This window comes from Pseudoalteromonas aliena, from assembly GCF_038155085.1.
In the GTDB taxonomy this organism is placed as follows: Bacteria; Pseudomonadota; Gammaproteobacteria; order Enterobacterales; family Alteromonadaceae; genus Pseudoalteromonas; species Pseudoalteromonas aliena_A.
The window spans coordinates 435,686-456,934 of sequence record NZ_JBAKAU010000001.1 but is presented as its reverse complement, the minus strand read 5'-3'; the positions used below and the strand labels follow the sequence as shown (position 1 = coordinate 456,934).

Genomic DNA, 21,249 nt, shown 5'->3' with positions numbered 1-21,249 from the left:
AATACCTGGCTAATGTATTGTTATAGCTATAAAAAACTCATCTGAATATTCCTCATGTTCAACATGAACAAAATAAATATTATGAATTCGGAAGTCTAAACGGCTAAACCCTTATACTCTATTTTTATCGATTTACGCCTTTTTCTCGCCAATTACTACGTCATCGAATCTAACAATAGTGATTAATGAATATGACTCATGTTTTATGTGAAATTAAACCGTTTTTCTTCATATACCAATCAACGTATAAATTACTCATCACTTAGCGCTAAACACTATTACTAACAACTTAAAGCCGTTGAATAACAAAACCAGCTAAGTAAGTTGCAAGGCTAATAAAGCGCAGAGCATCAATCAGGTTTAAATTATAAAATTGGATATAAATACGATGAAAAAAGATTTTACATTTAATATTAAGAGCGTTTCACTCGACGAAAATTATCATCCCTCAACTAATACACGTATCACAACCAACTTTGCTAATTTAGCCAGAGGTGAATACCGCCAAGCAAACTTGCGTAACGCCTTAAACATGATCAACAACCGTTTTAATGCCCTAGCCCATTGGGATAACACCACAGCAGATCGCTACAGTGTTGAGCTTGAAATTGTCTCTGTTGAGATAGGTATTGAAGACGGCGGTGAAAGCTTCCCTTCAATCGAAATATTAAAAACAAATATTGTTGATAATAAAACAAATAAGCGTATTGAAGGCATTGTAGGAAACAACTTTTCATCATATGTGCGCGACTATGACTTTAGCGTACTTCTACAAGAGCACAATAAAGGCAAACCTCAATTTAGTATTCCTGATGACTTTGGGGTATTACATGGCAAACTATTTCAGTCATTTGTAAATTCGGATACATACAGACAAAACTTTAAAAAACCGCCGGTTATATGCCTAAGTGTGTCAGATAACAAAACCTATAACCGCACCGAAAACCAACACCCGGTACTTGGCGTTGAATACGAGCCAAATGAATCATCTTTAACTGAGCAATACTTCAAAAAAATGGGCTTACAGGTACGTTACTTTATGCCACAAAATAGTGCCGCGCCTTTGGCATTGTTTTTCTTTGGTGATTTACTTAATGATTACAGTAATCTTGAGCTTATAAGCACCATTAGTACAATGGAAACGTTTCAAAAAATCTACAGACCAGAGATTTATAATGCTAATGCTACAGCGGGAAAATCGTATAAACCAAACCTAAAAAACTTAGATCATTCATTAACGCAAATAGTGTATGACCGAGAAGAGCGCAGCAAGTTAGCCAATGAGCAAGGAAAGTTTGCACAAGAGCATTTTATCAAGCCGTACCAAACGGTTCTTGAACAATTATCTACTAGCTATCAGTCATAACAACTAATAGTAACATCCAGTAATAACGCGCTTAACGCTACATTTAATAATTAACTAAAATATACGGCATTATTTATTATGAACAAATTATTACCAACATCTACCGCTGGCAGTTTACCTAAGCCTTTATGGCTTGCAGAGCCAGAAACACTTTGGTCACCTTGGAAATTACAAGGTAATGAATTAACCCAAGGCAAACACGACGCCCTACGCTTGTCATTATTCGACCAACAACAAGCAGGTATTGATATTGTTAGCGATGGTGAGCAAACAAGGCAGCATTTTGTAACTACATTTATAGAGCATCTAAACGGTGTTGACTTTGAAAAACGTAAAACAGTAAAAATTCGTGACCGATACGACGCAAGCGTACCCACTGTTGTTGGCCCTGTTAGCCGTCAAAAGCCGGTGTTTGTTGAAGACGCCAAGTTTTTACGCAAGCAAACCAAACAACCTATAAAATGGGCATTGCCAGGCCCAATGACAATGATTGACACGCTTTACGACGATCATTATAAAAGCCGCGAAAAACTAGCGTGGGAATTTGCCATAATTCTCAATCAAGAAGCTAAAGAATTAGAAGCAGCAGGCATTGATATCATCCAATTTGATGAGCCTGCGTTTAACGTATTTTTTGATGAAGTAAACGACTGGGGAATCGCCTGTTTAGAGCGCGCAATTGAAGGGCTTAAATGCGAAACCGCAGTGCATATTTGCTATGGCTACGGCATTAAAGCCAATACAGATTGGAAAAAAACACTAGGCAATGAATGGCGACAGTACGAAGAAGCATTCCCTAAACTTCAGCAATCTAATATCGATATTATTTCATTAGAGTGCCATAACTCCCATGTACCAATGGATTTACTAGAACTTATTCGCGGTAAAAAAGTAATGGTAGGTGCAATTGATGTAGCAAATCACACTATCGAAACGCCAGAGGAAGTAGCTAATACGCTACGTAAAGCACTGCAATTTGTAGATGCCGACAAACTTTACCCGTGTACAAACTGCGGCATGGCTCCACTACCTCACCATATAGCCAGAGGTAAACTAAATGCCTTGAGCTCAGGAGCTGAAATCATAAGAAAAGAATTATTAGAAAAGAACTAGAAAAGTAGCTTTAAAATACAAATTGTAAACAATAACAACTGTCGCACCATGTCATAGTAAAACCCATAAACATGGTGCGTTAGCTTAAACCGACTAAAGAACAAAGTTTAGGTTAGTTATTTAATTTTTTTATTTAAAAGCTCTAACCTATTCTTTGAAAAATCAATAACTGCTTGGTATTGAGTAAAAAAAGGAGAGCCTAACAAGCCATGTACTCCCTTTTCACCACCCGCTACCTGAACATGGTCAAGGTTAAGCGATACAAAGTCAGGGCTCTTAAACAAGGCATTTCCTAATTCTATTGAATGAACTTTTATATCACCCATGGCGTGTTCCGAAGTGCCCAAGCCTGCTGCGTTCTCAACATTAAGTGTTTCTTCAATACCAAGCTCACTAAGACATGCCCGGTCTAAAACAGATGCTCCAGCGGCTGTATCTAAAATAAAACGTAACAATTTATCGTTAATTTTAGCTTCAACAATTTGGTGGCCTGTTTCTGATATTTCAAATTCAATTATGGTTTTTTCTTCAAATAAATTCATATACGTTCCATGTTAGCTTGTATTTAGGTGCTGTAAAACGAATTCACCCTACCATGAATCGACGTATTTAACAGCTTTAAAGCGCAGAGGCTTACCACTAGTAAGATTTTCCATTAGTAGCTAAATTTTACTAATGGCCTACCCCAAGGCTTTTTGTTAGGTAACATTTATCACTGTAGCTTTGGTATTCGGTTGCCATAACCGGATAGATGAACCTATGCAAAAACCTAAGAATAATGTTTGAAGTTGTAATGTAAAGCTATCCGAAACAATACTTAAGAAATAAACAGCAACAATATCTATAACAGCCAATACTGTCCAATAAAAGTTAATCCATTCGGGAGCAAATTTATAAGGTAAAAATCCATAGTATAAATTATCAAATATATGGGTTACACCATCGATAAATAAACAAAACAAAAATTACTACTCTATCCATAAAATGACCGCCTGGCCTGTTACTTAACGAGCCTATAGATTAACTCGTTTTGTTATTTGCTTAGTTTGAATAAATTTTAATCCGAAAAGTTCAACAGTCCCTAGTGATCGTTATTAACTTTAATACTTTTACATATTAAAGTACTAATTCACCACCTAAAAGGCTGTATTTGCTAAAGATTAATCCAAGATAAAAGATTTTAAATCAAGGGGTTATCTAGGAGAATTCTGATTATTTAGACCTTCTTTCACAACAAATATGGCGATAATCATACATAAAATAAACCCACTTCCTATACAGATATAGTTGATTATTGGACTAGATTCAGTGTCAAGAGTCATCGCAAACAGGCCGTAACTCAATATGAGTAAACCTATTAAAGACAAAATAATTAACACAGTGATTTTTTTCATTCTATTACTCCTTTGCTTATAGCGAAATCCGTCAAATTCTTCAAAAATTGAATTGATTCATGAGTTACATCTCTAACCGTAAACTGCGTTGTTATTTCGAGGTCGCCTACATTTAGCACACTTTTACTTGCAGCCTTTAAAAAAACGGTTTTCCCTTCATTATGCAGTATGATTTCCATCGGCATTTCATTTGTGTCGTACTTAAATTTACGCATAAAATCTATTAATGGCACATCTAAAAAACCAACAAACGCTTTTCCAAAATAAGTATCTTCTCGTGCTCGTTTTAAAAGCCAAGTATATTCAGCAGATGATAGAAATTGGTTTGGGAATGAACTTGTTTTTACTGTTTGGACTTTTTCATCATCAAAATACCCTATAAATAAATTTACGTCCTCCTTTTCATAGGCAATATAATTATTAGGGTCGTTTTTAGGATCAAGACTCATTTCATAAATTTGTTCTTTAGTAACCCCTGGCGCGTGTTTCATCAAATCAGTAAAAGCTTTATCACTATTCTCTTTATTTAAAGCATAATCTAATCTGTATGCGATATATTTTTGATGGTCTAAAATATATTGACCATCATCTTTAATAGTCATTTCTGTAAAAGTTTTATTTGGCAAAACATAGTCTGTACGAAGGTATTTATCAGTGACTTTTATTTTAATGTATGCGAAATGATTTAGTTCTTTAGTGACTTGATAATTAAGTGTTAGGTTATTTTGTGCATGTGTATAACCACATAAATTTGCCGTGAAAATAATTATTAATTTAACTATATTTTTCAAAATTTCATCCTTAAAATTTAGCTGTTAAAAGCGACGTAACCACGCTGTATTACTGTTATCAGCGCCTAAAATAATACCTTTACATTAAGTAGATATAACTTTTGGTAGGCTAATAACAAGTATAATGAGTATAAACAAAAAAACGAATAGCCCCACGTGAAGTTTAAATGGGTAAACCATTTGACTTGTTCTGTCTAACGATACTGGATATTTATATTTTAATAATGAAAACACAAGTATTTTACTATCAACACTCCAATGAGACAGTGGGATACTCTGCCCCTTTGTTGTATTAAATACTAGTGAGGTTAAATGCGACCTTTTAGTTGTTCTTCCAATTGTTCCTTCAACTGAGTCGTAATCGTAATTCCATTTAGCCTCAATACTAATAATATCCTGCTTAGTTAGTGTGCGCGGTGTTTTATCAGTGAATAATAACGCGGGTAAATAAAGTTCATCATCATCTATTATTATGGAGCTTAAGGGCGCTGTTCTTATAAAGTAGTATTTATTACAAATAATAATTTTAGCAAAATAATAACTTGCATAAGTTATTATTAAAAATGCAAAAGAGGGTTTCCAATTCTGTGATGAAAACGCAATAAATAGAGTTAGCAAAGCAAAACACACTACGATGAAATGAACTAAGTTTTTCTTACTATCAGGAAGCGGTAGCGCGCATCTAAGTATGGAAATATTATTTTTAGCCTCAGCATTACCTAAAATAGTATTTTGTGGGAATATTTTTGAAAATTTGTTTACTGTTGCTGAGTTTGTTTTTTCAGCCTCGGCTTCTTCATGTTTAGCAGTATAAATGCGATCAACGGTTGAAAGTTTATTCACAACTAGCTGTGCTTGTTTAGATTGCTTAAAACACCTAAACGTGCAGGTACTTAGCTTGCCATCTGCTGAGGTGTAATTAATATCAATCACACTAATGGCTTTATTATCTTGGCATGAAATTGTTTTGATCGTGCTAGTGTCAATGGTATGGTGATTAAACGTGAAGATTTTTTTCTTAAAAAAATAAGCAGCAAAATTTACATCAATTTGATTATTATGTTCATTAAATTTTAATCGATGTTGAAACATCAAAAGCGCAAGAATTAATAAAATATCAAACCCATCACTTGTATCAAAAATTAAGCCTTGACTTAAAACACCTAGCACAAGCCCTGCTACAGTTAGCCAAATGAGTAGCCATTTAATCGTTTCTAATAGTGATTTTAATATAATTGAATTAGCCAAAATTCCCTCTTTAAATACGCCTTTTAAGTAAGCCTTTTATAAAGCATAGCGAGCTAAAATTAGGATTAATGTCATCTTAATTTTTAAAATTTGCAATTAATAGCTAAATTTTAATAGTCGTTCACCTCAGGCCGTGTTGATAGGAGATATTACATAAAGTAATTAAACAAGCCCACAATAATAATGTCGACAATAGCAATATAAACAACCTTTAAATGAAAAAGGCTTAAATTTAGAAGTAAATCGCCTATGAATAGTTCATTCTGTAATATACTTACCGCAGATACGGTTACATCGATTTGGATAGTAGATCCATCAATGCAATGAACTAACTTATCGTTAAGCTTCCAAGAAAAGCTTCTTTATAAGGTTACCATTACAAAAATACTTAATGAAACTGAGTCTAGATAGACAGCCCTTTAATTGAATCTGGCAAATTTGCCAATCAGGTGCAAAATTTATCCTTTATTACTGGGTCTCTTTCATTTCATCCGTTAAATAAGTCATTAGCCCTATTAAACCTAAATTACACACATGCGAATAACTGCATAGTGCAGTTTTGATTTATTACTGAATAGTTTTACTGAGAGGTTTAAGTTTTCTGGGGATATATTAAGCCTTTCTAGCAAATGAAGATTTATATTATCAATATGCCCGCGTTTATCCTCTCGTATTATTCGTCCAGTTAGCTCAACGAGTACAAGGTACGATTTAAGCTCAAACGTCAGTCCTTTAGGCATAATTTGACGTGGTATGCCTGTAAAGCGCAGTAGTTGTTTTGGTTGTTTGCCCTTTTATTTGCTTATTTACTGGCAACACAGGTTATTTCACCAAGTACCTATTTTGTGGCGTTTACATCGTGTACATCACGCCGATGCACATGTCGATACCAGTACAGGAGTGCGCTTTCACCCTATCGAAATTGTATTAAGCATACTGATAAAGCTTATTGCTGTTACGGCTTTAGGTGTACCCGCTATTGCAGTATTAATATTTGAAATTGCACTTAATGGTTTAGCACTGTTTAATCATGCAAATATTCGCTTACCCAATGCAATTGAAAAACCGCTTCGCTTAATATTAATGACCCAAATACTGCACCGTATTCACCATAGCCAACGCGTAAGCGAAACAAATTCAAACTATGGGTTTAGTGTTATTTGGTGGGATAAATTATTTGGTAGTTATAAAAGCCAAGCTAAAAAAGCCGATAGCGATCTAAAGATAGGCTTAAAAGAATACCCAGACCAAAAGCAAAATGCCTCCTTGTTGGGACTGCTAACAATGCCATTTAAAACAAAGTAGCTAATCGCCTGTTTAGATTTTTTAATCTTAAATGATTACATACTCTATAAATTATTTTTGTTTTTTACAGTATTGATATTAACTCAATTTAATAACTCATTTATACATAACAAAAAGCAAAAAATAAGTAAAAAGAACTACACCATATTTTTTAAACAACTAAGCTATAACATAGAGCGGCTGTGTCTTTACAGCCATAAATTTGTTATATTACTGTTTTGTTAAACAACAACTTAAATTAGTACTTAATGAGTAGTGTATTATTCGCGTGGCACAATGATAGTGACTCTATCTCAGAGTTTGAATTAGCTTTAAAGCTTGCGCAAGACAGTCGCGCCTCAAGCTTATTAATTCTTGCCTGTCAGGATAATAAGTTTACTGCGCAGCAAGTCAACCCTCTATTATCTATTTGTTCATTACCCATTTTTGGTGGTATTTACCCTAAGTTAATTTATAAAAATAAATTAATGGAGAAAGGCTACATTATTATAGGCTTTCAGCAACAGGTTGAAATTAGTTTAATTAACCAAGTATCAAAGTTAACCACCGATGATCAGCTTATTGAAGCGATAGAACTAACTCTTCTTATGAGCGCTCAAGTATCAAAAAATGATGGGTTGCTTATGTTTTACGATGCACTTATAAACAATACAGAAAACTTCATTGATTGCCTTTTTGAGTGTTTAGACTATCAAACATCTATTAGCGGAGGAGGAGCTGGCAATTTAGAATTTAAAAAAGCCCCTTGCCTATTCACAAATCAAGGCTTAATTGACGATGCGATTCAAATCGTCAGTTTAAAAAATAAAATGATCACCGCAGCAACACACGGTTGGCAAGTATTAAAAGGCCCATTTTTAGTGTCTGAAGTTGATAAACAAACTGTTATGAGTTTAGATTATCAACCAGCCTTTACAGTTTATAAAGATGAAATAGAAAGTATTAGCGCCTTGAAACTTGAAGAAAATAACTTCTTTAAAATTGCTAAAAATTACCCTTTAGGGATACAAGGTATTAATAATCAACTTATCGTACGAGACCCTATTTTAACTCAAAATGGTTACTTACAATGCGTTGGGAGCATTCCTATCAACTCAATGGTTTATTTATTAGAAGGAAGTGCCGATTCTTTAATATCGGCAGCAAAAGAAGCCGCATTAAAAGCCACTATGCAGATAGGTAATAATGATTTTACAGCCACTATCGTATTTGATTGCATCAGCCGCGCATTATACTTAGGAAATAAATTTAATCTTGAACTTGATTCTATCGCTGAGCATACCTCAACACAGGCACTATTTGGAGTCGTCTGTTTTGGTGAAATTACAAATAGCGAAAGTGGTGCAATAAAGCTACTTAATAAATCAACAGTTATGGCCTCTTGGTAATTTTAGGAATAAAGCACAGATAATGAACAACGCACTTTTTATTATTTCATTACAACATGAAATTGCCATGGCTATTGGTAACAAACTCGATTTGAAAGACATGTTAAAGGTTTTTTTGAAGGTTTGCTTTAATCGCCTTAATTTAACAAGCGCGCATATTTATATGTATAGCGATGACAACGGCTTGCCAATAAAATTGGCTACACAGCAATCGGCCCCTTATCAACACTTGCTCAGTATACCAAAGATGAGGGATGGGCAAGCTTCTTATACCGACTGTGCACTTTCCGCTTTTGTACAAGAGTTAAATACATTACAGCACCTACATACCTCTTCATATAAAGGGTCACAGCACCTATGTGGTTTTATTATTCCACAACAAGGTTTATTAGTGCTTGAAACACATTACAAGTTGGAAAACACAATACAAAAAGCGCTAACACCTATTTTACAAAAACTAGCAACAAGCTGTTATTCATCAATGGTACATGACTCTTTAGTACAAGAAATACAGTCAAGAAAAATAGCTGAAGAGAAAGTAATTTTCCAAGCACAACACGACGGTTTGACCGGATTAATAAATCGTCAACATATCACCAATTTATTAAATAGCGCTATCGTTGATTCGATAAAATATTTACATACCGGTTGTGTCATCTTTATAGATTTGAATAAATTTAAACCTATAAATGATGTAATGGGCCACACAACTGGAGATCAAATATTATTATCTTTTGCTCAAAGGTTACAAAGTTTAGCTAATGAAAACATTGACGTTGCTCGATTCGGTGGCGATGAGTTTATATTAGTAATCAAAAAATTACCGCAACAAGCCCAACAAGTAATTAAACAAACAATAGAAAAAATTAATAAACTTTTGTCTACTCCTATTGTATTTAATCGAAACTCATACAAGCTCACGTGCTGTATTGGCTACGCCACATTCCCTAATCAAAGTAGTGACGTAACTAATATTATTAAGTTTGCTGATATAGCCATGTACGAAGCAAAAAAAAGCAACACATTACAAGGTGTTAAATATCATAAGACGATGTTAGATAAAATCAATAAGCGCTTGGCTTATAGTGATGCAATGAAGCAAAGTATTGTAGATAATGATTTTAAGTTATTTTATCAAGCACAGTACAATCACATGGGTGAAATAGTCGGTGCCGAAGCACTTCTTCGCTGGGACCACCCTATTTATGGTATAGAATCTCCAGCTGAATATATTCCCATCGCTGAAGAAACCGATTTAATTTTAGATATTGGTCTGTGGGTCATCGAACAAGCGTGTCAAGATATTCAATTATTAGAACAAATCGGTTTACCTACATCGTTTAGAAATATTGCAATTAATATTAGTGCAAAACAGTTGATCCAAAGTAATTTTCAAGACCTAGTACTCAATACGATTGCGAAAAATAATATTACGCCAAACCATTTATCATTAGAGTTGACTGAAAGCTTATTAATAGAAAATATCGACGTGTCGATTAAACGACTAAGCAACCTAAAAGCAAAAAATATTAACTGTGCAATTGATGATTTTGGTACTGGCTATTCATCATTAACCTATCTGCAACGTATTCCTGCGAACACATTAAAAATAGACCGCTCGTTTGTTACCAACATCGATAAAAGTAAAGAGAGTATGGCAATTGCAAAAATGATTATTAGTTTAGGAAAAACGCTCAATATGGAAGTGTTAGCCGAAGGGGTAGAAACGCCTGAAGAGTTAGCATGCTTAAAAACGTTAGGTTGTTATAACTACCAAGGTTTTTATTTCAGTAAACCAATGCCGCTTTCACAGTTAATCACTTTAATAACAGTAAAAAAGTAAAGGCTGTGAAAATTAAAATAAATACATCGCTTGCTACTTTAATTTTTCACCTCCAATGCAAGGATTTAATTTAGGAACAGCATAGATTAAATTGATGCGCTTTTTTATGGTTCGTAAACGGACCTTTAATGAAAATTTTTTGCTTAGTGTATGCGCGTATTAGACTATTAATTGGGTTATTAACAATGCTTGCAGCGTGTACCAACGTGAGTGTTTTAATATTGAGTTATTAAAGAAAACAAATACACCAAAAATAGAAGCAGATAAAGCCATGTTTTTCTAGATTGGGTATATGTGGCTATTGCAGTCTTCTCAGTGTAATGAGCTGGCTGCAATTAGCCTGAAAATTGTCTTATTTCAATTCTCTAGCCTAATTTTCCTTCAGGTATTGAGCCTCATTTACGTCATCTATTTGCTCTTTAGGTAAAAACTTATTGGCGTATTGTAAGTAAACTTTACTTTTTATAAATAATTGAAACACAGCTAAATCAACATGTTCCTCTAACGCCATTTTATGTAAAATTTTAAGTGCAACACTCAATGGTTTCGCTTTTTTATAAGGGCGATCTGCAGCTGTTAACGCCTCAAATATATCGGCTAAAGCCAGTATACGCTCTGGGATACTAAGTTCTTCACCTTTTAACCTTCTTGGGTAGCCATCGCCACGCATTGTTTCATGGTGTGTGGATGCTATTCGCGGTACATTTTCTAGCTCTGGAGGAAATGGAATTTTATCGAGTATCTTTATTGTACTAATAATATGTTCGTTAATAATGAAACGATCTTCACTCGTTAATGTCCCTCTTACTATGCATAAATTGTATATTTCACCTAAATTCTCTATATTTTCGGGTATAGCCATTTTAATTCCGAGGCTCTGTGGAAGTTCATAATCTTTACTTCGTTGTTTTATGTGGCTCTTTTTATTTGAAAGGAGCTTTTCAACAACAGGCAAACATGGTTTTTCATCTATCAGCTCTTTTTCTTCTCTTGGAGACAAACCTAATTGATCATCAAAATAGCGCAGCCACGTTTGCTCACTAATGTTGAGTATTCTTTCTTTCGTTTGACTTGATATACCTTCACTTCCAATATTTGAGTGAGCAATAAAAGCAAAGTCTTTTTGTAATTGCAGCTGCTCTTCTACACATTTATTCAAAAGGGCCTCTTTATCATTAGGTTTTTTGTGTAGAGCATGCAAATAAGCAATCTCAATATCACGGTGCTTCACTTCAAAACGCATTCTTACCTCATGAATACGATTATAAATACATTCTAATTTTGAGCCCTTATCAACAATATGTTCTGGTGTTGTTATTTTACCGCAATCATGTAACCAAGCCGCCGTCGTGAGCTCTCGCCATTGCTGTTCTGAAGTGATATTAAATTCTTCAAATACACCTCCCTTTTCTTTACAAGCGACTTTTAATAACATTTGCGTAAGCTCGGGAACTCTATTGCAATGCCCTCCTGTATACGGCGATTTATCATCAATTGCCTGAGCAATTAATTTAACCATTGCATCAATTAACCCTTTTTGAGCTATTTCATGATTATTAAGGCTGTTAGACATTTTTTTTATTGCCAATGAAAGTCGTTTAACTTCAATAATATTACTTGGTGTAACCTTTACTACACTATAATTTCGTTTGGCAATATGCTGCGCTTGAATTAATAAAGTATTAAATGTTGTAATAACTGGAGAGGCGCATAAATAAGTTAAAGGTAACAAAATAGCAATGACACCCATTGTAATTAAACTACTTTTAGTAATGCTTTCATAAACAGGTGTAAATAAAGTCCCTTCATCAATTGCTAAAACAAGTAGTTGATCTTGGGAAAGTGATGAATCAAGCTCAGCAAAATAAAGTAGTTTATTGACTCCCTCATGCTTTAAATGATGCAGTGACTCTAAAAGCGGTTTATTGGTCTCATTTAGTACATGTATATAAGTTAAAACTCGCACCGCCGACTTATTTTCAGTGTTAAAAAACCACTTTTTTTCAATATCTGAAAGATGCTCTTTTTGTAACTCAATGAGTGCTCGGTTAACGATAGGCAATAAAAAAGCATGTTCTTTTTGTAGTAACATTCTCAATTGAGTATCTACTTTTACGCCATCTAACGAAATATTTTTTAATACTGTTAAGTTGTTTACCGCAAACTCTTTGAGTAAATTATCAATAATCAGCGCACTGTCTAAAACAGCATCCACCTTTTTTGATGTTAAAAGCGCAATCATTTCATGGCTTTTAGTAAAGCGTACAATGTTAATTTGTGGATGAGCTTGTTGGATTTCGTTTGCTATTGACCAGCCGCTGCCTATCGCTAATTTTTTACCATGTAACTGGGTTAATGAGTTAACGTGCTCGTTGTTTCTTACAAGTAGCCCCAATGGCAGGTTACCGTAAGGCACTGACAACAAGCCTAATTTTCTATTTTCCTCACTGTCGTAAACCGCATTCAAAATATCTAATTTTTTAGCTTTAAATTGCTCTGTAAATTGCTGCCAACTAAAGCCATTTACAAAATTCATTTTTAACCCTGTTTTTTCACTAAGCATTTTTACAGTATCTACTGCGTAGCCATTTGGTATACCCGAAAGTGAAAAATCAATAGGTTGCCAGTCTTCCCCATTAGAAACACGCATAAAAGGTAGCTTATCTATATACTCCCGCTCTTTTGTACTCAACTGCAAAGGATAAACATCATCAAAACTAGCATCACTATCTGATGAGTTATATTGCGCTATTAGCTCACCGTTTCGTTTAATTAAATAGGCCTCCCCAGAGAATGTATTTGCATGCTTGGCTAAATTCTGCGAAATGTTATGCAAGCTAACATCTAACCCAATAACACCTTTGTTATTATACAGTTGTCTAGAGTATGTAATTCCGGGAAGTTGAGAAAATTGAAATAAATAAGGAGGACTACGTGTTGTATGCGAAGTTGCCTGAGTATACCAAGGTCTTAGAACAGGATTATAGTTTGTAGGTTTAGTAACTTGGCTTGTTTGATTTAAATTTTTATCATAGTAAGTCAATATTTGTACATTAGGGTCGTGATTCACATTAATTGTTAACGTTAGCCAAGTATCATTATTTTTAGCAAAATACTGTTTACGGGCCCCGGGGGTATTTAAATTCACAACTTCAAAAAAATGACCTTCACTATTAGCCATATAAAGACCAAAAACAAACGGGTTGCTCCTTATCATCTCTGTCATTAAACGAAGCTTAGTCTTCTCTGGTTTTATCTCTATATCCGGATATATAGCTAAAAGATCAACTATTAACTTAGCTTGAGTATCATTATTTTGCAGCGCTTTTTTTGACAAAACAACTGCTTGCTTAAACTCTTTTAAAGCATGTTGCTCTAATTGCGCAGTACTATAATAATACTGTAAAGACACCGTTAGCATAGCCACAATACAGCACACAAATGCCAACAAAGAAACAACAGTAAAACGAACTGTAAAACGTAAATTAACAAAGGGAAACTTTTTAATTAACTTATTCATAAATTCAGATTAAAAATATAATGTATTATTTATTCTATAAAAATTAGACCCTTTTATTGATAAACGCTAATTTATATTAAAAAATCGAACAAACTAGAAGGCCACCTAAATAAAACAAAATTGTTACAAAAATTTATTCTCCAAGTTCAGAATTTATCTTTTCTACTAGATTGCTTTCATATTTTACATTAAGTAAGTCATTAGCCCTATTAAACCTAAATTACACACATCAAAATAACTACATGATGCAGTTATGATTTATAACTGAATAGTTTTACTAAGTAGTTTACGCTTTATGCCAGTAGCTTTTCGAAGTTACTAATATTTGATCGCTGTTTTCAGTTTAAGTTTTCACAGTAACCGGCTTGTGAGCTTGGCCTGCCTACTGCACCATGAAATACACGCGTTTATCCTCTCGTATTATTAGCCCTGTTAGATCAACAAGTTCAAGGTACGATTTAAGCTCAAACGGCAGTCCTTTAGGCATAATCTGACGTGGCATACCTGCAAAACATAGTAACTGTTTAGGCTGTATACCTTCTGTCGAGCATGCAAAGTGCTTTTGTACAATACGTACCTAAAAAGAGTAATTCTACAGCCTTAAACGCCGTTATCAGCCTTTTTTAAAGTTTATAAACTCCCCGATTTAAAACACAAAAGCACAGCCCACAAGCGCCATGCTTTTTAAATCAACCTTAATCCAGTTCGGTTTACAAACGAATACCGCCGTCTATTTCAACCACGCGGCCGGTAAAAAAATCGTTTTCGATTATGTATTGAGCAGTATGTGCAATTTCGTCGCTTTCGCCTAAGCGCCCTACTGGCGTTACTGCAAGCATACGTTGTTTGGCTTCGGGCTTCATGGCGTCGGTCATAGCGGTACTTATTACACCTGGTGCAATAGCGCCTACACGTATACCAAATCGACCAAGTTCTTTAGCCCATGTGGTGGTAAGTGCCACTACGCCTGCTTTTGATGCCGCGTAATTTGTTTGGCCTATGTTACCTGCGCGCGCTACGCTCGACATATTCACTATTACGCCGCCTTTGCCAGATTCAATCATGTGGCTTGCAGCTTCCCGCCCTGCTAAAAACACACCGGTCAGGTTTACATCAATCACTGATTGAAATTGCTCAAGAGACATTTTTTTAACGACCTTGCCATCTTTAGCCTTTATAAACATGCCGTCGCGTAAAATACCGGCGTTGTTTATAAGCACACCAATGTGGCCAAAATCGCTGTTGATGGTATTAAATACGTTTTCTACTTCGCTCTCATTTGTTACGTTTGCGGCATAACCTTTAATATTGCTGGTTACACCTTCAAGCTGTGTGAGTTCTTCGCATGCGGCATTTAGGAGTTCTTGCGCCATATCTATTAAAGCAATGTTAGCACCCATAAGTGCAAACTTTTGCGCCATTGCAAAACCTAAACCTTGTGCGCCTCCGGTTATTACTACCGTGTTATTTTTAATTTCCACGCGTTGCTCCTACTTAGAAAACAGTTTAAAAATGGCACTAAAGTCATCACTGCCTGCACCTTGGTGTTGTAGCATGGTGTATAAATTTTTAGCCATTGAACCCATTGGGGTTGATGAATTACTTTGCTGCGCGGCTTCCATGGCAAGTCCTAAGTCTTTAGCCATTAAATCAACCATAAAGCCTGGTTTGTAATCGTTACTTGCAGGTGCGGTATCCATTACACCTGGACAAGGGTTGTAAAGTTCAAGCGTCCAGTTACGGCCAGAACTTGCGGTCATTATGTCGCTAAGCACTTTAGGGTCTAGGCCGTTATTTATGCCCATTTGCAGTGCTTCGCTGGTGCCTGCCATTAAAATACTAAGTAGCATGTTATTACATATTTTTGCTACTTGCCCTGCGCCAATATCGCCTGCATGAAATATGTTTTTACCCATATCACTCAGCACTGTATTTGCTTTATCGAACGCGGCTTTTTCGCCGCCTACAATAAAAGTAAGTGTACCTGCGGTTGCGCCTGCAACGCCGCCCGATACCGGTGCATCTACAAAACTAATGCCCTGCTCGCCAAGTTCGCTGCCAACCACACGTGCCGACTCTGCATCTATTGTGGAGCAATCAATCACTAAGGTGTTTTTACTAAGCACAGTAATTAAGCCGCTATCGTCGTTATTTCCTAAATAAAGCGATTTAACATGTTTGCCTGCAGGTAACATACTAATAAGTACGTCAGCATTGGTTGCGCACTGCTTTGCATCATCAGCTGCTTTTGCGCCTTTGCTTGCAAGCTCATTTACGACCGACTGGTTTAAATCGAACACACTCACAGTATGCCCAGCTTTAATTAAGTTAGCCGCCATTGGGCCGCCCATATTACCTAAGCCGATAAAACCAATATTGAGTTTAGTCATCGTCTTTCCTTTATTTGTGTGTTGGCGTGTTTAAGCCATCGAGTGGATGGTTTTCGCCAAATCGATTAGCAAAAAAACTGTCTATTATTGTTTGTGGGACATCACTAAGTGTTTTGTACTGCCAATTAGGCGCGCCGTCTTTATCTATTAATAACGCCCTTACACCTTCTTGAAACTCACCTACTTCGCCAGCACGAACAGACATACCCAGCTCCATTTTAAAACACGCTAATAAGCTTTTGCCTTTACTTGTTTTTAATTGCTCACTAACGAGTGCGCAGCTTAGTGGGCATCCGTGTTTAAGTGACTTTTGAGCGCGCTGTAGCCATTTATCGTCAGTAGCTAGCCCTAAAATATAATCTACTTGCGCTTGCAAGGTTGTAAATTCACCCAGCTTTTGAATCGTTTTTAAATTAGCTTTTATATTGCCTTTAGGCATACGCGCAGATTGGTTATCTAAATCGGTTAATAATTTAGTTAAACGCTCATGATTTAAGCTTGCAGTTTTGCCCCACTTAGCAGCTAAAATTTGCGCTAGCATGGCATCATATTTAGTGCTGTCGATAAAGTGATCGGCAAGCGATACAAAGCGTGCATCTTCACAATTAATAGAAGCCGACGTTAGCCCTAAAAATAGCCCGACACTGTGTGGCATTTTATGTAAAAAGTAACTGCCGCCTACATCAGGGTATAAGCCAATAGTTTGCTCTGGCATGGCAATGCGCGATGTTTCAGTTACAACGCGGTGGCTAGCACCGGCCATTAGGCCTAAACCGCCACCCATTACTATGCCGTTACCCCAAACAAGGATTGGTTTATCAAAGGTATGAATAAGATAATCCAGCTGGTACTCAAGGGTAAAAAACTCTTCAACTAGGCTTGTGGGTTTACCTTGCGCCATTGCATGATGCAGGCTAACTACATCACCACCGGCGCAAAACGCTTTATCGCCAGCGCCTTTTAACAACACCATTGCAATTGCATCATCGTCTTGCCAAGCGCGCAGCTGCGGCTCGAGTAATTTGATCATGTCAAAATTAAGTGCATTTAACGCTTTTGGCGCATTGAGTGTAATAAGCCCTATTAAACTGCCGTTTTCTGCGGTTGCAGTTTCGAATATCACGGGCTCATCGGCGTTATTTAATAATGTTAAAGCACTCATTAGCCGTTTACCCAATTAGCGCGGCGTTTTTCTAAAAAGGCATTTACGCCTTCTTGTTGATCTTCGGTATCAAATAAACTAACAAATAATTCACGTTCAAGAGGCAATACACTTGCCATTGGTTGATGACGCCCTTTTTGAATCAATGTTTTACACGCAGCTACTGAGGTAGGGCTTTGATCAGCCATTTGGTTGGCAAGCTTTAATGCCGCTGCAAAGCTTTCGCCTTGTGGTACTACTTCTTCCACTAAGCCAATTTGCAGGGCTTTATCGGCTTTTAAGCGCTCGCCGCATAAAATCATGCGTTTTGCCCAGCCTTCACCTACAAGCCATGCTAAATTTTGTGTACCACCCGCACACGGTAATAACCCTACTTTAGCCTCAGGCAATGCCATTTGTGCTTGTTCTTCAGCAATACGTATATCACACGCAAGGGCTACCTCTAAGCCACCGCCCATTGCATAACCGTTAATGGCAGCGACCGTGACGCCTCTAAAATTAGTAAGCGCTTCAAACGCTTCACCAAATACACGCGACATATCGGCGGCTACGCCTTTATCACCACCTGCAAATACATTTAGGTCGGCACCGGCGCTAAAAAACTTCTCTCCTTCGCCAGTCAGTACTAAGGCATAAATATTTTTATTATTGTTTAGCTCGTTAACGGTATTTTTTAAATCAACTAGGGTGTCTTTTGTCCACGTGTTTGCTGGCGGGTTAGACATCGTCAAAATTGCAACATGACCTTCGGTTGTTATTGTTAGTTCAATACTCGGATTAGATTTAGATTTTGACATACATTGCTCCTTATAAAACGTCGTTTGCTGACTCAGCTAAAATACGGCGCGCTATAATCAAACGCATAATTTCGTTAGTGCCTTCTAAAATTTGATGAACGCGTACGTCACGTAAATGGCGCTCAAGCGGGTATTCTTTTATATAACCATAACCACCATGAATTTGCAGTGCGTCGTTACACACGCTAAAGCCAACATCGGTAGCAAAGCGTTTAGCCATGGCGCAGTAAGTGGTTTTTTCAGCGTCGTTATTATCAAGTTTAAATGCAGCAAGCCTGACCATTTGGCGCGCAGCTACAAGCTCAGTGTTCATATCGGCAATTTTAAATTGCAGCGCTTGAAACGCAGCCAATGGTTTACCAAATTGGGTGCGTTCTTTTAAATATTCACGGGCGGTATTAAGCGCCGCTTGCGCTGTACCAATTGAACATGTGGCAATGTTAATTCGACCGCCATCAAGGCCTTGCATCGCAAATTTAAAGCCTTCACCTTCTTTACCTAATAAGTTGTGTGCAGGAATGCGCACATTTTCAAAACTAATTAGCCGTGTAGGTTGTGCGTTCCAACCCATTTTTTCCTCAGCTTTGCCATATTCAACGCCTTTTGCGTCGGCAGGCACTACAAATGCCGAAATACCCGCAGCGCCTTCGCCGCCTGTACGTGCCATTACAACTAATACTTCGGTTTCGCCCGCGCCCGATATAAACATTTTTGAGCCGTTAATAACGTATTCATCGCCCTCAAGCACAGCTTTTGTTTTAAGTGATGCGGCGTCTGAACCCGCCCCTGGCTCTGTTAAGCAGTAAGAGGCAAGTAGCTCGCCCATTACTAATTGCTCTACGTATTTGTCTTTAACAGCACAGGTACCAAAACTTGCTACCATCCACGTGGCCATATTATGAATGGTCAACATGGCTGTGGTTGCTGTACAGCCCATAGCAAGCTGTTCAAAAATAATACTCGAATCTAAACGCGATAAACCAAGGCCGCCGGCTTCCTCTGGAGTGTATAAACCACAAAAACCAAGCTCGCCCGCAGCTTTAATCGTGTCTTTAGGAAAAATATGTTCGCGGTCCCACTTTGCTGCATGGGGTGCAAGTTCTGACTCGGCAAATTGTCGTGCAGTTTGTGCAAAAGCTTGTTGATCTTCAGATAAGTTAAAGTCCATGGTAGAGACCTCTTTAGTTGTGTATTTGTTGTTGTGTGTTGTGTTTACCCATTACTGGGATAATTAGTGACGAGCGGCGAAAGCTTATGTGTGTGTTGTGTGTGAAGTAGCCTTCGCGCCCATCTTTATTATTAATTATTCTTTTATTTACTCATTTTTTAATCACATTATTTTAAGTTAATACTCATGTTTGGACCCGACGCAATGTCGTCTTCAAACCAACGTGATGTAATGGTTTTAGTTTCTGTGTAAAAACGTATACCTTGCTTACCATAGGTGTGCGTATCGCCATAAAACGAGCCTTTCCAACCTGTAAACGAGAAAAACGGAAGTGGCACCGGAATTGGCACGTTAATACCTACTTGGCCTACTTCAATTTCGTGTTGGAATTTACGAGCCACTGCGCCGCTTGAGGTAAATAACGAGGTACCGTTACCGTAAGGGCTGTCGTTAATAAGTGCGATTGCTTCATCAAGCGTATCTACAAACATACACGCTAGTACTGGACCAAATATTTCTTCTTTATATAAATCCATCTCTTTAGTTACATCGGTAAATAACGTTGGGCCAACCCAGTTACCTTGCTCATATCCTTCAACTGTAAAGTCAGAACCATCAATTAAACAGGTAGCACCTTGCTCTTTACCACCAGCAATAAGCGATAAAATACGTGCTTTTGCTGCTTTTGATGTTTGTGGACCATATGCCGCATTTGCATCATCCCACACGCCTGGGCGTACATTTTCAAAGCCTGCTTTAATTTCATCTAACCATTCGCTTGCCTGACCTACAAATACAGCAACCGAAATACCCATACAACGCTGACCAGCAGCACCGACCGATGCGCCAACTAAGTTGTTTACAACGTGCGATTTACTTGCATCAGGCATAATAACCATGTGGTTTTTAGCGCCAACACACGCTTGCACGCGTTTAAGATTTTGTGTGCCTTTAGAATAAATATAAGCACCTACACCACACGAGCCAACAAACGAAATAGCACGCACTGCTTTATCTTCTAGTAAGCGGTCTACTTGTGGTTTTGTACCGTGAACAACTTGTAATACGCCTTTTGGTGCACCGGCTTCAATAAATAGCTCTGCTAAGCGCATTGGTGTAAGTGGATCTTGCTCAGACGGTTTTAAAATAAAGGTATTACCACACACAATAGCCAGCGGGAACATCCAAAGTGGGATCATTGCAGGGAAATTGAACGGAGTAACGCCCGCACATACGCCAAGTGGCTGCATGTAAGAATACGTATCGATTTTGCGTGCTACGTTTTCCATTGTTTCACCCATCATTAATGATGGTGCATTAGCTGCTTGTTCTACTACTTCAATACCACGCCAAACATCGCCTTTTGCGTCTTCAAATGTTTTACCCAATTCGTGGCAAATAATGGTAGCAAGCTCATCGTGATGTTCTTTTAATAGCGCAGCGTACTTCATCATAATGCGAGCACGTTCTGTAATAGGTACGTCTTTCCATGTTTTAAACGTTTCAGAGGCTGAGGCTATTGCCGCGTCCATTTCTGACTCGGTGGTGCATGGCACTTGTGCAAGTACTTCTTGAGTCGCTGGGTTTATAACATCGATAAGCTCTTTTGATGCTGATTGAATAAATTCGCCATTAATAAGTAGTGGTACTTGGTGCATGATTAAATCCTAGTGTGTGAGTTGTGTGCTCTCTTTTAAAAGTTGTGTGTTCTCTTTTAAAATTGGTAGCGCCGCTCTGTTAGTATTATTAGTGCAGCGCTTTTAT

At 37.1% G+C, this 21,249-nt stretch carries 14 protein-coding genes and 3 pseudogenes; 5 read left to right on the top strand and 12 right to left on the bottom strand.

All coding sequences use genetic code 11. The features are described from left to right. Positions 1–388 precede the first annotated feature (388 nt). Together V6260_RS02070 and V6260_RS02065 are read left to right on the top strand one after the other, a co-directional pair. The gene (locus V6260_RS02070) at positions 389–1,366 is read left to right on the top strand and encodes a DUF1852 domain-containing protein (RefSeq protein WP_341592442.1); all 978 of its coding nucleotides are present in this window, start codon (positions 389–391) and stop codon (positions 1,364–1,366) included. 78 nt (positions 1,367–1,444) lie between these two features. Then, complete coding sequence (locus V6260_RS02065; RefSeq protein ID WP_341592441.1) at positions 1,445–2,479, top strand: methionine synthase; 1,035 nt, start codon at positions 1,445–1,447, stop codon at positions 2,477–2,479. A 116-nt stretch (positions 2,480–2,595) separates the two neighbouring features. Here the strand turns inward: V6260_RS02065 and V6260_RS02060 are convergent, their stop codons facing one another. From V6260_RS02060 to V6260_RS02045, 4 genes and pseudogenes are all read right to left on the bottom strand, one after another. Beyond that, positions 2,596–3,021, bottom strand: coding sequence for a retropepsin-like aspartic protease (locus V6260_RS02060; protein ID WP_341592440.1), 426 nt, complete (start codon positions 3,019–3,021; stop codon positions 2,596–2,598). A gap of 848 nt (positions 3,022–3,869) precedes the next feature. Further along, positions 3,870–4,664 carry a hypothetical protein gene (locus V6260_RS02055; RefSeq protein ID WP_341592439.1) on the bottom strand — a complete coding sequence of 265 codons (795 nt, stop codon included), beginning with the start codon at positions 4,662–4,664 and terminating at the stop codon, positions 3,870–3,872. Between the two features lie 84 nt (positions 4,665–4,748). Next, on the bottom strand, positions 4,749–5,912 hold the full coding sequence (locus tag V6260_RS02050; protein ID WP_341592438.1) for a hypothetical protein: 1,164 nt from the start codon (positions 5,910–5,912) through the stop codon (positions 4,749–4,751). A 596-nt stretch (positions 5,913–6,508) separates the two neighbouring features. After that, a pseudogene (locus V6260_RS02045) lies at positions 6,509–6,706 on the bottom strand (transposase); the annotation flags it as partial. Between the two features lie 4 nt (positions 6,707–6,710). Here V6260_RS02045 and V6260_RS02040 point away from each other — a divergent pair. From V6260_RS02040 to V6260_RS02030, 3 genes and pseudogenes are all read left to right on the top strand, one after another. Next, a pseudogene (locus tag V6260_RS02040) lies at positions 6,711–7,217 on the top strand (sterol desaturase family protein); the annotation flags it as partial. A 248-nt stretch (positions 7,218–7,465) separates the two neighbouring features. Then, the gene (locus tag V6260_RS02035; protein ID WP_341592437.1) at positions 7,466–8,605 is read left to right on the top strand and encodes an FIST signal transduction protein; all 1,140 of its coding nucleotides are present in this window, start codon (positions 7,466–7,468) and stop codon (positions 8,603–8,605) included. Between the two features lie 22 nt (positions 8,606–8,627). Beyond that, entirely contained in the window at positions 8,628–10,448 is a 1,821-nt protein-coding gene (locus V6260_RS02030; protein WP_341592436.1) for a bifunctional diguanylate cyclase/phosphodiesterase, read from the top strand. A gap of 370 nt (positions 10,449–10,818) precedes the next feature. Here V6260_RS02030 and V6260_RS02025 read toward each other — a convergent pair whose 3' ends face one another. The 8 genes and pseudogenes from V6260_RS02025 to V6260_RS01990 all read right to left on the bottom strand — a co-directional run bounded on the left by V6260_RS02025 (position 10,819) and on the right by V6260_RS01990 (position 21,143). Next, the gene (locus V6260_RS02025) at positions 10,819–13,968 is read right to left on the bottom strand and encodes an HD domain-containing phosphohydrolase (protein WP_341592435.1); all 3,150 of its coding nucleotides are present in this window, start codon (positions 13,966–13,968) and stop codon (positions 10,819–10,821) included. Between the two features lie 338 nt (positions 13,969–14,306). Continuing rightward, positions 14,307–14,536 (bottom strand): annotated as a pseudogene (locus tag V6260_RS02020) (transposase); the annotation flags it as partial. 142 nt (positions 14,537–14,678) lie between these two features. After that, positions 14,679–15,449, bottom strand: coding sequence for an SDR family oxidoreductase (locus V6260_RS02015; protein ID WP_341592434.1), 771 nt, complete (start codon positions 15,447–15,449; stop codon positions 14,679–14,681). 9 nt (positions 15,450–15,458) lie between these two features. Then, positions 15,459–16,358 carry a 3-hydroxyisobutyrate dehydrogenase gene (gene mmsB, locus V6260_RS02010; RefSeq protein WP_341592433.1) on the bottom strand — a complete coding sequence of 300 codons (900 nt, stop codon included), beginning with the start codon at positions 16,356–16,358 and terminating at the stop codon, positions 15,459–15,461. Positions 16,359–16,368: 10 nt separating this feature from the next. Continuing rightward, positions 16,369–17,520 carry an enoyl-CoA hydratase/isomerase family protein gene (locus V6260_RS02005; RefSeq protein ID WP_341592432.1) on the bottom strand — a complete coding sequence of 384 codons (1,152 nt, stop codon included), beginning with the start codon at positions 17,518–17,520 and terminating at the stop codon, positions 16,369–16,371. Continuing rightward, positions 17,520–18,317 carry an enoyl-CoA hydratase gene (locus V6260_RS02000; RefSeq protein ID WP_341592431.1) on the bottom strand — a complete coding sequence of 266 codons (798 nt, stop codon included), beginning with the start codon at positions 18,315–18,317 and terminating at the stop codon, positions 17,520–17,522. Before V6260_RS02000 ends, V6260_RS02005 begins: the two co-directional genes overlap by 1 nt. 10 nt (positions 18,318–18,327) lie before the next feature. After that, positions 18,328–19,485, bottom strand: a complete 1,158-nt coding sequence (locus V6260_RS01995; protein WP_341592430.1) for an acyl-CoA dehydrogenase family protein — start codon at positions 19,483–19,485, stop codon at positions 18,328–18,330. A gap of 167 nt (positions 19,486–19,652) precedes the next feature. Beyond that, positions 19,653–21,143, bottom strand: a complete 1,491-nt coding sequence (locus V6260_RS01990; RefSeq protein WP_341592429.1) for a CoA-acylating methylmalonate-semialdehyde dehydrogenase — start codon at positions 21,141–21,143, stop codon at positions 19,653–19,655. Positions 21,144–21,249: the final 106 nt, after the last annotated feature.